Here is a 12,625-nt window from a genome sequence, read left to right as displayed (position 1 = left end):
GGTCCGATGTTCGATTAATTGATTGTGGACGGGAAAATTCAATGCAGACAAGGAAAGTAGATGTCGCCATCATTGGCGCGGGAACCGCTGGCAGCACCGCATTCCATGCGCTGAAAGCGACAGGCAAACAGGTGGTTCTGATCGATCGGGGGCCATTGGGGACGACCTGCGCGCGCGTCGGATGCATGCCCTCGAAGGCGGCCCTGCATGCCGGCATGCACTGGAAGGTCGCCAAGGCACTGGCAGCGAGCGCCACGCCATCGACCCAAGGGCCGCAGGCCTTATGGTCCCACGCCCGCCAGACCAGGGATGCGCTGGCCGGCGCCGCCGCGGAGCGCACGCGCAAGGCGGCTGGCGAGAGCCTGATCATGGCCGAAGCGCGCTTCGTCGCGCCGGGCATCTTGCAGGCAGGTGAACAACGGATCGAGGCCAGCGCCTTCATCGTGGCGACGGGCTCTCGCCCGGTGGTCCCCAAAGCGCTCGACGGCGTTGCCTCCCGCATCCTGACCACCGATACCCTGTTCGACCTGGGCGTCCTGCCCGCACGGATGGGAATCCTGGGACTGGGCGCCATCGGGCTGGAACTCGGCCTGGCCCTGTCTCGCTTGGATGTGCAGGTGGTCGCGGCAGACCAGAAAGACGCCATCGGCGGCATCCAGGACCCCGATGTCCTGGAGCGGGCGATCGCCAGGTTCGAGACCGAGTTGCCGATGTGGTTGGGCGCCGCCGTCGAAGTCAGCCTTGAAGGCGACCAGGTGCGCATGCGCGCCGGCGAGCGCGACGCGCTCGTGGATCGGCTTCTCGTCGTGACGGGACGACAACCCAATACCGAGGCGCTCGATCTCGCCGCGGCCGGCATCTCCTTGGATCAGGCTGGCCGACCGAGCATCGACCCCGCGACCATGCAGGCCTGCGGGCCGTCCCAGGTGCCGATTTTCTTCGCAGGCGATGTGCAGCCGGATCGCCCTCTGATGCACGAGGCCGCGGACGAGGGTCAGATGGCAGCGCAAGCCGCACTGGCGAGCTTGCGCGGCGAAAGTTGGCCGGGCGCATCCCGGCGCGTGCCGATCACGATCCTGTTCACCGACCCGGATGCGTGCGCAGTCGGCATGACCTACGAGGCGGCGGTGCAGGAAGGCGCGGTCGTCGGCACCGCGGAAGGCAGCGGCAACGGGCGCTCCAAGATTCTTGGTGCTCCGGAAAACCTGCTGCACATCTATGCCGACCCCGGCTCAGGCGCCTTGCTCGGTGCCAGCATGCTCCTGACGCAAGGCGAGCACCTGGCGCACCTGATCGCTTGGGCGATCCAGGCGAAGCAGACCGTCAACGATCTGCTGGCCATGCCGTACTACCACCCCTCCATCGAGGAGATGCTGCAAAGCGCCTTGAAATCCGCATCCCAGCAGATGCGCCCGTGAACAACCCTTCTGACTGCACCACCGACCGACCATGACCCAAGACACCCAGCGCCCCACATTGAAAGTGATCCTCCACGCACCGACGGCAGAAGCCTTTGAGCGTGCGCGAAGCAATGCAACCAATCTCAAGCGCGCGGCGCCCGATGCCGATGTGCGCATCGTTGCGAACGCGCAAGCCGTCGCCGCCGCCCTGGACACGGCACCTTCCGACCTCGACGCGCTCACCTGGGTATGCCCGAACACACTTTCGCGGATCGGCAGGGACAACAGAGAGCCGCTCGAAGTACTGGACGGGCCTGCTGTTATCGAGATGGCGCGCATGCAGCAAGCGGGATGGATCTACATACGGGCGTAGCACGCGACTGCCGGTTCGGCATGGGGGGGCTGAGACCATGGAATTACGACATCTGCGCTATTTCATGGCCCTGGCTGAAGAGTTGCATTTCACGCGCGCCGCCGAGCGCCTGCACATCGAACAGCCCCCCTTGTCCCGTGCCATCAAAGAACTGGAGGACGAGCTAGGGGTCGTGCTGTTCGACCGGAACCGCCGTGGAACCGTGCTGACGTCGGCGGGTGTTGTCTTTCTTCAAGATATCCGCAGATTGTTCACCGTGCTCGAACAGGCACGCGAAAACGCCCAGGCCGTGGCAGCAGGTTTGCGAGGCAGTCTGCGCATCGCGATTTCCGACGGGGCAATCGATGCTCGCCTGTCGGCATTTCTGGCCCGGTGCCGCGCGGAGGAGCCGGAGATCGAGATACGGCTGTCCGAGGTTCCGCTGGCCGAGCAGTTGCGCGGCCTGCGGTCCGGGGATTTCATGATCGGATTCGCGCATACGGCCGACGTCGGCGACGACATACGGGCTGAGCCCATCTGGCGAGATCCATTGGTCATTGCCGTGCCGGCACGGCACGCACTGCTCGCCCACAAAAAGGTCCCGCTCCAAGAAGTCGGGATCCATCCACTGGTCTTGTGCGATCCCCATGCGTGCGAGGGCTACTGCCGGGAACTGACACGACTGCTGCAGGTGCTTGAGCACAAGTTGAACGTCGTCGAGGAGGTGTCCTCGCTGGACATGATGCTCACCTTGGTCGGTGCTGGTTACGGTATCGGCTTTCTCGCGGCGAGCAAGATTCCGGTTTGCCAACGCCCGGACGTGGTGATCCGTCCCCTGGCCATCGATTCAGCCGTCATCACGACTTACTTGCTGCGGGCCGACAGCAGTGATTTGTCGGCTTCGCTGGAGCGGTTCATCGTTCGCCTACGTGACTCTGCGAGCGGCTGAAGGCCCCGCTGGCAGACACCCTCAAAGATCGGTTTCGGCACGAAGATTGCGCTCGGTGGCCGCCATCAATTCAGCCGCGCTTATCCCAAGTGCTACTGAAATTTTCAGTATGAGGGGCAGCGTGGGCACGTGCTCTCCACGCTCGATCTTGCCCATGTGCGAGCGCGAAATGCCTGCCCGAGATGCGAACTCGTCTTGCGCGACTCCTTGTGCGACGCGCGCAGCGCGCACGGCCTGTCCGAAAGCTGTCGCCGCTGCGGATTCATACGTTGTTGTGCCAGAAGGACGGCCTGGCTGAATGGTTGATTTCTGCATTAGCAGAAGCGTCAAACAATCTGCCAAAATTAACCACGTTAAAGATAACGGCGTTAAACTTCACTCTTGACCACGATGCAAGTTCACCTACTCGGCCAGAACACTTTTTGGGGGCTCGCATGCATGATGCCACCAGCCAGTTTCCCCATCTCAGGCTTGCGATAGCACCTGGGGTGCCATCCTCATGCTTCTCCTCGCTTCTCGCCCTGCAACGCGCGGAAGAGCCGGAAATCACTATCGCGTTCTTTGAGACATCAAGTGACGACCTGGTGACGGGCATTGATGAAGGTCGTTACGACGCAGGAATGTCGCTTCGGGCCGTAAGCGCTCCGTCTCTGAAAAGCCAACCCTTGTGGATCGAGAACATCGCTGTTGCCATGCCATTGTGGTCCCCCTTGCTCGCCCAGACAAAGCTTACGATCGCCGAACTTTTGGACTACCCCGTGTTTCGCTGGCCGGCAGAAAGCTGCTCACTACTGGATCAGCGGCTGTCATCCCTCCCGTCTTTAAGCCGGCAGAGCGTCCAGCATGTGACCTCGTTCGACATGTTGGCGCTATGGGTCGGCGCTGGCTATGGTGTCGGGATCACCGCGCAATCGCGCATCGAGCGCGCTGATGCATGGGGGATCACCGCCCGGCCGCTGGCCGAGGGGCCCTACGAGGTCGTGACTCATCTGCAGCGCCTCAAAGGACGAACTAACGCGGTTTCTGAGCGGTTCGAGCGCAGAGCGATGCAGGTAGCCAAGGATAGTGCAGTCCAATCGAATACCCGATAGCGCGCCCGCGCTGAGCGTTCCCTGATGTGCAGACGCCAGGCGTCCGGCGATCTGCTGGACATGCATGATCGTCTGCTCGATTTCTCGACGGCGCATACCGGCGCCGTGTCCTTCGCTCCCGCACAGCGTGCTGAGCGAACTCATGCAGGCGGTGCAGATGTAGCGCGGGGGCCGTAAGGCCCCCGCGAGGGCTGTAACCCTATGCGCCGTCCAAGGCGACAGCGCTCTCCATCAGCCGGCGAACACTCTGGCGCACCTCTTCGGAGATAGGCCGCGGCGGTACGACCTCGGGAGCATTCGCATGTGGCTCGCTGCCTGCGATGATCTGTACCACCATGCCCAGATTGCTTGGCGTCACGATGTCGATGGCCGCGCGGTCACCCAGGTCGGGATGTGGCTGGGTCAGCATGCGGTAAAGCTCCCATGAATCCGCCTGGGGGTACTGGCGCATGAGCACCTGGGCCAGCTTGTGTTTGAGCGGCACCAGTTGCCAATCGGGAACTCGCTGCCCCCGGTTGCCCAGGCTGATGGAGAGCAGCTTGCCCGCCTTCAACTCGCGGTTGATCTGGTCCTTGGACTTTCCAGCCAACTTGCCGAACAGGGGCACCGGCAGACTGCTCGGCGATTCGTAGATGGCCAGCATTTCCTCGCGCTCGCGCTGGATGGCCGACACCTCGGGTTCTGGCGCATGAGTCGGGGATGGCGGCACCTGCGACAACCGTTGGAAGGTGATGCCCCCTTCGTTCGGCGTCACGACGATGGGGGTGGCCACCACCGGCGGAACGGGAGGCGCAGAGGAAGCTGCAACGATGGCGTCGGGCTTGTCCTCCTCCGCCATGGCCGGTACGCCCTCGATGTGGATAGTGAGGTGCGCGCTGGCCGCTTCGACTTGGCCCTGTTCGAGCAAGTCGAGGCGGTCGGCCCAGTCCTGCATCATCCGGCGGCGCGGTTCCACGTACTTGGCGTGGTTGTAGGCCGAACTCACCTTGTTTGGGTCGGAATGCGAAAGCTGCGCGTCCACCCAAATCTTGGGATAGCCGATCTCGTTGAGTGCCGTCGAGATGGTTCCACGAATACCGTGGCCGGTCAGTTTGTCCTCGTAGCCCATCCGCTTCAAGGCGGCGTTGAGCGTGTTCTCGCTGATGCGCTTCTTGAGTTCGCTGCGGTGCGTCAGCAGGTGGCGCTGGGCGGGCCGCATCACCCCCAGGAGGTAGCGCACGATCTCGATGGCCTGAAGGGACAGCGGCACGATGTAGGGCGGTACGTCCTGCGGCCGCTTCCCCGCTTTGCGCATCTCGTCCTGAAGCTGCTTGACGATCTGCGGGGGGATGATCCAAAGCCCACGGTCGAGGTCGAACTGATCCGGGGTCGCCAGCCGCAGTTCGCCGGTGCGCACGCCGGTCAAGAACAGCAGGCGGATACCGAGCTGGGTTTGCCAGCCGCGCGGGTTGTAGAGCCTGAGCTTCTGGAGGAACTCGGGAAGCTCGGGCAGGTGCAGGTAGGGGTTATGGGTCACCGCGGGCTTGGGCTCGGCCACTACGTCCAGGTCCGTGGCCGGATTGGCCTCCATGCCCTCGACGATGACGAGCGCATAGCGGAATAGCTGCCCCAGCCAGGTCCGGACCTTTTCGGCAGTGGTGAAGGCCTCGCGCTTCTCGATCCGCGCCAGGACGCCCAGGAGTTGCGGCCTGCGAATGTCATAGATCGACATCTGCTTGAGGCTGGGCAGCACGTCTTTCTCGAAGATCCGCTTGATCTGCGACAGTGTGCTGTTCCGGCCTTCCTTGAGTTCCTTGGCGCGGTGCTCGACCCAAGCATCGAAGACTGCCTTGAATGTGTAGTCCGAGGCCAGCTTGACCGCATGCCGTTTCTGCTTGCGGTCGGTGTGGGGGTTGATGCCTTGGGCCAGGAGCGCCCTGGCTTCGTCGCGCAAGGTGCGGGCTTCGCGCAGGCCGATCTCGGGATAGTTGCCCAGGGATATGCGTTTTTGCTTGCCGAGCCAGTAGTAGCGCAGGTGCCACGATTTGCCGCCGGTGGGGGCGACCACCAGGCCGAGGCCATCGGTATCGGGGATGCTGTAGGTTTTCTTGGCGGCCTTGGCTTGCCGCACGGTCAGATCAGAGAGTGCCATCATCAAACTCCTAAGTCGTGAGACTTAGGCTCAATGCTGCTGGTCATCCCGATCCAACCCCAGCAACAACCCGGAACCGGCACCACCCGCATTCTCTGGCCTCAATTTTGGCCTCAAAAACGCTGGCTGTCGGTGGATTTCCGTGGCTTTGGCTGGAATGAAAAAAGGGGCCGAAGCCCCTAATTTCAATGACTTACAGACGTCAGTGGAAGTCTGTAGATCAAAACTTGGAGCGGGAGACGAGTCTCGAACTCGCGACCTCAACCTTGGCAAGGTTGCGCTCTACCAACTGAGCTACTCCCGCATGACACCTGCTGCGGCAAACCCGGAACATGCTGCTTCCGGATCAACCAGAAAATTCTGGAGCGGGAGACGAGTCTCGAACTCGCGACCTCAACCTTGGCAAGGTTGCGCTCTACCAACTGAGCTACTCCCGCAGTGTCCTGCGTACTGCACATGCAGCAAAACGGCGCTAAATCACTGCATATCGCTCGCTTCTTGCTGCATCTCGCTTCGTTCGTTTTGTTTCGTCAGAAGCGAGAACGAAATTATGCAAACATCCGGCAATGAAGTCAAGCATATTTTTGCACTGATCCTCACTTTTGCGCCGCGGCCCGGGCGGCGGCCGCGCTGCGCTCCCGGATCTGGGGCCACGCCAGCTTCATGTAATAGAACATCGACCACAGCGTCAGCACCGCGGCGACATAGATCAGCCAGCCGCCCAGCATGCCGGCGTCGATGCCAAACAGCGGCGCATCGAACAGCAGCAGCGGGATCGCGATCATCTGGAACGTGGTCTTGAGCTTGCCCAGGAAGTTGACGGCGACGCTCCTGGACGCACCGATCTGCGCCATCCATTCGCGCAGCGCCGAAATGGTGATCTCGCGGCCGATGATGACCAGCGCGATCAGATCGCTGACGCGATCCAGCGCCAGCAGCGACAGCAGCGCCGCGGCGACCATCAGCTTGTCCGCGACCGGGTCAAGGAAGGCGCCGAACGACGAGGTCTGGTTCCAGCGCCGCGCAAGGAAGCCGTCGAGCCAGTCCGTCGCCGCCGCCACGATGAAGAACACCGCCGCCGTCAGGTTCTTCGTCGGCATCGACAGCCAGGCGTCGGGCAGATAGAAGACGCCGACCACGAGCGGGATCATGGCAACGCGCAGCCAGGTCAGCAGGATCGGAATATTCAGCGGCATAGGCGGAATCGGCAGGTCGAAGACGGGACAATCCCGCGATTGTCGCCGATTCCGACATCAATTGAGCATTTCCCGAAGCGAGCCCGGCCGATTGCATTCCGCGCCGGCGTCGGATGTGCCTGCTGTGCCGGCGGCCACGCCGATCGCGCCGGGCGGCCGGCGCGCCGCCTCAATGCAGCTGCCGGTAGATTTCCTCGGCCAGGGCGCGCGAAATGCCATCGACACTGGCGAGTTCGTCGACGCTGGCCGCCATCACGCCGCGGATGCCGCCAAAGCGGGTCAGCAGCTTCTGCCGCCGGCGGGCGCCAATCCCTTCGATCTCTTCGAGCCGCGAGGTGGTGCGCGTCTTCGCCCGGCGCGCGCGCATGCCGGTGATCGCAAAACGGTGCGCCTCGTCGCGGATCTGCGCCACCAGCATCAGCGCCGCGCTGCCCTGCCCCAGTTCCAGCGCGGGACGTCCGTCGGCAAACACCAGCGTCTCCAGGCCGACCTTGCGGCCCTCGCCCTTTGCCACGCCGACCAGCAGTCCGATATCGAGCCCCAGTTCCTCGAAGACCTGGCGCGCGACCTCGACCTGGCCCTTGCCGCCGTCGATCAGCACGATATGCGGCATCGCGGCGCTGTCCTCCTGGCTGCGCTCGACCAGCTTCTGATAGCGGCGCGTCAGCACCTGCCGCATCGCCGCATAGTCGTCGCCCGGCGTGATGCCGTCGATGTTGTAGCGCCGGTATTCGCTGTTCTGCATCGCATGGTGATGGAACACCACGCACGAGGCCTGTGTCGCCTCGCCGGCGGTATGGCTGATGTCGAAGCATTCGACCCGCAGCGCGCCCAGATCGTCGAACTCGATGCCGATGGTATCGGCCAGCGCCCGCGTGCGCGCTTCCTGGCTGCCCTGCTCGGCCAGACGCCGCGCCAGCGCCAGCGCGGCGCCCTGCTGCGCCATCTCCAGCCAGGCGCGCCGCTGGCCCTGCGGCTGCCGCACCAGCGTGATGCGGCGGCCCGCCTGCATCGTCAGCGCCTCCATCAGCGCGCCGTCGGCGGGGGCGTGGCTGACTACCAGGATCGGCGGCACCGGCTGATCGAGGTAGTGCTGCGCCATGAAGGCGGCCAGCACGTTGGCGGCGACGCGCTCGGCCACCGCGGCGCCCGACTCGGCAACTTCGGCCCCTTGCGCGGCCTGGGCCGACTCGGCGCTTTCGCCGCCGACCGGCGTGGCGACGATCTCCTCGGCCTCCTCGTCGACGATCATCGCGGCCTCGTCGACATGCGCGGGGAAATACGCCTTGTCGCCCAGATGGCGGCCGCCGCGGACCATTGCCAGGTTGACGCAGGCGCGTCCGCCCTGCACCGCCACGGCGAGGATGTCGATATCGCTGCTCTGCCCGACCTCCTCGACCGCCTGGCGCTTGAGCACCGTCGACAGCGCGCCGATCTGGTCGCGCACCGCGGCGGCCTGCTCGAACTCGAGCCGCTCGGCGTGCTGCTCCATCTTCTGCTGCAGGCCCTCGAGCACCTCCTTCTGCCGGCCCTGCAGGAAGCGCGCGGCGTTGCCGACGTCGCGCGCGTAATCGTCTTCGCTGATCGCGCCGACGCACGGCGCCGTGCAGCGGTGGATCTGGTGCAGCAGGCACGGCCGCGTGCGGTTGTTGAAGACGGTGTCCTCGCAGGTGCGCAGCTGGAATACCTTCTGCAGGATCTGCATGCTCTCGCGCACCGCATGCGCGCTCGGGAACGGACCGAAATACTGGTGGCGCTTGTCGGTCGCGCCCCGGTAGTACGCCATGCGCGGATAGCGATGCGCCGACAGCTTCAGCAGCGGATACGACTTGTCGTCGCGGAACAGGATGTTGTAGCGCGGCGTCAGCGCCTTGATCAGGTTGTTCTCGAGCAGCAGCGCCTCGGCCTCGCTGCGGACCACCGTGGTATCGATGCGGGCGATGCGCGACACCATCATCGCGATGCGCGGCGACAGCTGGGTCTTGTTGAAATAGCTCGACACGCGCTTCTTCAGGTCGCGCGCCTTGCCGACATAGAGCACGCCGCCGGCCGCGTCGTAATAGCGGTAGACGCCGGGAAGGCCCGGCAGCGCGGCGATCACCGGGCGGGGATCGAAGCTGGTTTCCAGTTCCGGCTCCGGCCGCGGCTGCGGCTCCTGCGACGGCGCGCCGCCCTGGGCAGGCACAGCCAAAACGTCGGTGGACGCTGCACCGGCTTCGGGCAGCGCCGGCTGGGGCGTGTCGATGCGCGGCTCGGCCTCGGCGGGCGTGCCAGCGGGTTGCGGATCCGGACGTGACATCGGGGAAGGCGGCAGGGACATGCGATCGGCCGCCGCGAACGTCGAACGCCTGACGCGCGGAGGCGCGAAGGCTCGCGGGGCTCTAAAATGGCAAGTTTAGAGCAATTCCGGCCATGACCATCCGCTCCTGGGACATCTTCTGCACCGTGATCGACAACTTCGGCGACATCGGTGTCTGCTGGCGGCTGGCGCGCCAACTGGCCCAGGAGCATGGCCATGCGGTGCGGCTGTGGGTCGACGATCTGGGCAGCTTTGCCCGCCTGGCGCCGGCGCTCGATCCCGCGGCCAGCCGGCAGCGGCTGGCCGGCGTCGAGGTGCGCCGCTGGATCGCAGGCAGCGACGCCGGGCTCGATGAGTCGGGCGAAGCGGTCGTCCCGCACGACGCCGTGATCGAGGCCTTTGCCTGCGAACTGCCGCCGGCCTTCGTCGCGCGCATGGCACAGGCCGCGCGCAAGCCGGCATGGATCAATCTCGAATATCTGAGCGCCGAGCCTTGGGTGCGTGAGCATCACGGCATGGCCTCGCCGAATCCGCGTCTGCCCCTGGTCAAGTACTTCTTCTTCCCCGGCTTCGAGCCGGGCACCGGCGGCGTGCTGCGCGAATCGCTGCTCGGCATGCAGCGGCGCAGCTTCACCGGCTCTCCGGCGGCGCAGGCGCGGCTATGGCATCGGCTCGGCGTCACGCCGATCGACGGCGCGCGCCGGGTCAGCCTGTTCGCCTATCCGAATCCCGCGCTGCCGGCGCTGCTGGCCCACTGGCGCGACGGCGACGAGCCCGTTCAGTGCCTGATGCCGGCTGGTCCGGCGGCGCAGCAGGCCTTCGCCTGGGCCGGCCCGGACGCCACGGGGGCGGCGCCGGAAACCGCGCGCACGCTGGGACGGCTGCACCTGCATCGGGTGCCCTTCCTGCCGCAGGAACAGTTCGACGAACTGCTGTGGGCCTGCGATATCAATTTCGTGCGCGGCGAGGATTCGTTCGTTCGTGCCCAATGGGCCGCGCGCCCCTTCGTCTGGCACATCTATCCGCAGGCCGACGACGCCCACCGCGTCAAGCTGGACGCGTTTCTGACGCTCTACCGGCAGCAGATCGGCGAGCCGGCCGACGCCGCGGCGATCACGCGCTTCTGGCATGCCTGGAACGGCGCGGCCCCGCCCGCGGATGTCGCGGCCGCGTGGGATGGCCTGCGCGCCGCACTGCCCGGACTGGCGCGTACCGCACAGCGCTGGCAGCATAGCCTGGCCGCGCTGGGCGATCTCGCAGCGAACCTCGTAGCCTTTTGCGAAAGTCGGGTAAAATAGCGGGTTGATTTGATGGCGACCGGGCTGGACATCCTGGGTTGCCCGCGCGGCGCCTTGCGGCGTCCGATCCCGCGGGCCCCGCGCGGAACTGAGCACGGATCGCGAACGCGCGCCGAGCCGGCGCGCTCTCGCCACGCCGAACTCCCAGACATTTTTAATTCAGGAAGATTAGTTCAGATGAAAACCGCACAGGAACTCCGCGTCGGTAACGTGTTCATGATCGGTGCCGATCCGATGGTCGTGCAGAAGGCCGAGTACAACAAGTCGGGCCGCAACGCCGCGGTCGTCAAGATGAAGTACAAGAACCTGCTGACCGACGCACCGGGCGAAGCCGTGTTCAAGGCCGACGACAAGTTCGAAGTGGTCGTGCTGGATCGCAAGGAATGCACCTACTCGTACTTCGCCGACCCGATGTACGTGTTCATGGACGCCGACTACAACCAGTACGAAGTCGAAAGCGACAACATGGGCGACGCCCTGCACTACCTCGAAGACGGCATGAACGTCGAAGTGGTGTTCTACAACGACAAGGCCATCTCGGTCGAAATGCCGACCACGCTGGTGCGCGAGATCGTCTACACCGAGCCGGCCGTCAAGGGCGACACCTCGTCGGGCAAGGTGCTGAAGAACGCCAAGATCAATACCGGTTTCGAGCTGCAGGTGCCGCTGTTCTGCAACATCGGCGACAAGATCGAGATCGACACCCGCACCGGCGAATACCGCAGCCGCGCCAACTAAGGCGACGCGGACGGACCCGCGCGGTCCGTGCCGAGACGAAAGAAAGGGCAGCCCGACCGGCTGCCCTTTTTCATTGCGCGGCGCTCATGGCGGCGAGCGCTACGCGCTGCGGCTTCAGCCGATCAGTCCCTCATCGCGCAGCTGCCGCAGTGCGCCGCGATAGCCCGCGTCCTGCTCGAGCTTGTTCCAGTCCATCGCCTTGCCGCGTGCGAACAGCCGGCGCACGCGCCGCTGCGAGGCCTTGTCGATCGACACGTCGAGCTCGGCCAGCAGCTGGTCGGCGCGCTCGGGATGATTGCAGATCAGTACCATGTCGCAGCCGGCATCGAGCGCGGCGCGCGCGCCCTGCGTGACGGTGCCGGCGACGCTGGCGCCTTCCATGCTGAGGTCGTCGCTGAAGATCACCCCCTCGAAGCCGAGCTGGCCGCGCAGGATGTCCTGCAGCCAGTAGCGCGAGAAGCCGGCCGGATTCGGGTCGACCTTCGGGTAGATCACGTGGGCCGGCATCACCGAGGCCAGCGTCATGCCCATCCACTGGTACGGCCGCACGTCCTGCTCGAGGATCTGGTCCAGCGTGCGTTCGTCGACCGGCACCGCGACGTGCGAATCGGCTTCGACGTGGCCGTGCCCGGGGAAATGCTTGCCGCAGTTGGCCATGCCGGCCAGCAGCAGGCCATGGGTCAGATGGTTGGCCAGCATCGCCACCACGCGCGGGTCGGCATGGAAGGCGCGATCGCCGATCACGCCGCTGCGCCCATAGTCCAGGTCGAGCACCGGCGTGAACGACAGGTCGATGTCGCAGGCGCGCAGCTCGGCCGCCAGCACATAGCCGCAGGCCACCGCGGCACGGGTCGCGGCCAGCACGTCGCGATCCCACAGCTCGCCCAGTTTCGCCATCGCCGGCAGATGGGTGAAGCCATCTGTCTTGCAGCGCTGCACGCGGCCGCCTTCATGGTCGATGCAGATCAGCACGTCGTCGCGCAGCGCGCGAATCTCGCGCGTCAGCGAGACCAGCTGCGCGCGCGACTCGAAGTTGCGCGCGAACAGGATCACCCCGCCGGTCAACGGATGCGAGATGCGGCGCGCATCGTCGGCGTCCAGCTGCTTGCCCTTGACATCGAGCACGACCGGGCCCGGTCGCTTGCCTGCGTTCTTCTTGGTCATCGGTGAA

Annotated in this window: 11 protein-coding genes and 2 tRNA genes; 6 read left to right on the top strand and 7 right to left on the bottom strand. The window is 65.1% G+C overall.

All coding sequences use genetic code 11. The features are described 5' to 3' along the window. Window positions 1-41: 41 nt before the first annotated feature. Genes F7Q96_RS10610 through F7Q96_RS10600 form a run of 3 tightly spaced genes read left to right on the top strand, consistent with a single transcriptional unit; the run spans window position 42 to window position 2,701 of the window. A complete protein-coding gene (locus tag F7Q96_RS10610) occupies window positions 42-1,418 on the top strand; it encodes a dihydrolipoyl dehydrogenase (protein ID WP_004350672.1) in 1,377 nt (458 codons plus the stop codon). A gap of 31 nt (window positions 1,419-1,449) precedes the next feature. Then, window positions 1,450-1,773, top strand: a complete 324-nt coding sequence (locus F7Q96_RS10605; RefSeq protein ID WP_003149844.1) for a hypothetical protein — start codon at window positions 1,450-1,452, stop codon at window positions 1,771-1,773. Window positions 1,774-1,810: 37 nt separating this feature from the next. Next, the gene (locus tag F7Q96_RS10600) at window positions 1,811-2,701 is read left to right on the top strand and encodes a LysR family transcriptional regulator (RefSeq protein WP_004350675.1); all 891 of its coding nucleotides are present in this window, start codon (window positions 1,811-1,813) and stop codon (window positions 2,699-2,701) included. A gap of 21 nt (window positions 2,702-2,722) precedes the next feature. Here the strand turns inward: F7Q96_RS10600 and F7Q96_RS10595 are convergent, their stop codons facing one another. Further along, on the bottom strand, window positions 2,723-3,016 hold the full coding sequence (locus F7Q96_RS10595) for a helix-turn-helix domain-containing protein (protein ID WP_003149846.1): 294 nt from the start codon (window positions 3,014-3,016) through the stop codon (window positions 2,723-2,725). 119 nt (window positions 3,017-3,135) lie between these two features. Here F7Q96_RS10595 and F7Q96_RS10590 point away from each other — a divergent pair, with 119 nt between their 5' ends. Beyond that, window positions 3,136-3,792 (top strand): substrate-binding domain-containing protein, encoded by a 657-nt coding sequence (locus tag F7Q96_RS10590; RefSeq protein WP_003149848.1) that lies wholly within the window; start codon window positions 3,136-3,138, stop codon window positions 3,790-3,792. A gap of 199 nt (window positions 3,793-3,991) precedes the next feature. On the opposite strand, the gene F7Q96_RS10580 is transcribed toward F7Q96_RS10590, so the two are convergent. The 5 genes from F7Q96_RS10580 to uvrC all read right to left on the bottom strand — a co-directional run bounded on the left by F7Q96_RS10580 (window position 3,992) and on the right by uvrC (window position 9,418). Continuing rightward, a complete protein-coding gene (locus F7Q96_RS10580) occupies window positions 3,992-5,923 on the bottom strand; it encodes a tyrosine-type recombinase/integrase (protein ID WP_004350679.1) in 1,932 nt (643 codons plus the stop codon). Between the two features lie 228 nt (window positions 5,924-6,151). Further along, window positions 6,152-6,227: transfer RNA gene (locus F7Q96_RS10575), tRNA-Gly, on the bottom strand. A gap of 57 nt (window positions 6,228-6,284) precedes the next feature. Further along, window positions 6,285-6,360, bottom strand: a tRNA-Gly gene (locus F7Q96_RS10570). A 159-nt stretch (window positions 6,361-6,519) separates the two neighbouring features. Further along, a complete protein-coding gene (gene pgsA / locus F7Q96_RS10565; RefSeq protein WP_053822153.1) occupies window positions 6,520-7,119 on the bottom strand; it encodes a CDP-diacylglycerol--glycerol-3-phosphate 3-phosphatidyltransferase in 600 nt (199 codons plus the stop codon). A 169-nt stretch (window positions 7,120-7,288) separates the two neighbouring features. Then, window positions 7,289-9,418, bottom strand: coding sequence for an excinuclease ABC subunit UvrC (uvrC, locus tag F7Q96_RS10560; protein ID WP_082371505.1), 2,130 nt, complete (start codon window positions 9,416-9,418; stop codon window positions 7,289-7,291). Window positions 9,419-9,531: 113 nt separating this feature from the next. Between uvrC and earP the strand changes: the two genes are divergently transcribed. Both earP and efp read left to right on the top strand, forming a co-directional pair. Further along, complete coding sequence (earP, locus tag F7Q96_RS10555) at window positions 9,532-10,716, top strand: elongation factor P maturation arginine rhamnosyltransferase EarP (RefSeq protein ID WP_151022607.1); 1,185 nt, start codon at window positions 9,532-9,534, stop codon at window positions 10,714-10,716. A 177-nt stretch (window positions 10,717-10,893) separates the two neighbouring features. Further along, window positions 10,894-11,454, top strand: coding sequence for an elongation factor P (efp, locus tag F7Q96_RS10550; RefSeq protein ID WP_006578548.1), 561 nt, complete (start codon window positions 10,894-10,896; stop codon window positions 11,452-11,454). Window positions 11,455-11,568: 114 nt separating this feature from the next. Here the strand turns inward: efp and nagZ are convergent, their stop codons facing one another. Beyond that, window positions 11,569-12,618: a beta-N-acetylhexosaminidase gene (gene nagZ, locus F7Q96_RS10545; protein ID WP_053822154.1), complete on the bottom strand. Its 1,050-nt coding sequence runs from the start codon at window positions 12,616-12,618 to the stop codon at window positions 11,569-11,571. Window positions 12,619-12,625 lie beyond the last annotated feature (7 nt).

It is taken from the genome of Cupriavidus gilardii, from assembly GCF_008801915.1.
Lineage (GTDB): Bacteria > Pseudomonadota > Gammaproteobacteria > Burkholderiales > Burkholderiaceae > Cupriavidus > Cupriavidus gilardii.
Note: the sequence above shows the minus strand (reverse complement) of the source record. Positions and strands in the feature narration are given on the sequence as shown.

Excerpts from the sequence above, each read along its gene's own strand:
- uvrC (WP_082371505.1), bottom strand. The coding sequence starts at position 9,418 with ATGTCACGTCCGGATCCGCAACCCGCTGGCACGCCCGCCGAGGCCGAG.
- earP (WP_151022607.1), top strand. The coding sequence starts at position 9,532 with ATGACCATCCGCTCCTGGGACATCTTCTGCACCGTGATCGACAACTTC.
- F7Q96_RS10610 (WP_004350672.1), top strand. The coding sequence starts at position 42 with ATGCAGACAAGGAAAGTAGATGTCGCCATCATTGGCGCGGGAACCGCT.
- F7Q96_RS10600 (WP_004350675.1), top strand. The coding sequence starts at position 1,811 with ATGGAATTACGACATCTGCGCTATTTCATGGCCCTGGCTGAAGAGTTG.
- efp (WP_006578548.1), top strand. The coding sequence starts at position 10,894 with ATGAAAACCGCACAGGAACTCCGCGTCGGTAACGTGTTCATGATCGGT.
- F7Q96_RS10605 (WP_003149844.1), top strand. The coding sequence starts at position 1,450 with ATGACCCAAGACACCCAGCGCCCCACATTGAAAGTGATCCTCCACGCA.
- F7Q96_RS10580 (WP_004350679.1), bottom strand. The coding sequence starts at position 5,923 with ATGGCACTCTCTGATCTGACCGTGCGGCAAGCCAAGGCCGCCAAGAAA.
- F7Q96_RS10595 (WP_003149846.1), bottom strand. The coding sequence starts at position 3,016 with ATGCAGAAATCAACCATTCAGCCAGGCCGTCCTTCTGGCACAACAACG.
- pgsA (WP_053822153.1), bottom strand. The coding sequence starts at position 7,119 with ATGCCGCTGAATATTCCGATCCTGCTGACCTGGCTGCGCGTTGCCATG.
- F7Q96_RS10590 (WP_003149848.1), top strand. The coding sequence starts at position 3,136 with ATGCATGATGCCACCAGCCAGTTTCCCCATCTCAGGCTTGCGATAGCA.
- nagZ (WP_053822154.1), bottom strand. The coding sequence starts at position 12,618 with ATGACCAAGAAGAACGCAGGCAAGCGACCGGGCCCGGTCGTGCTCGAT.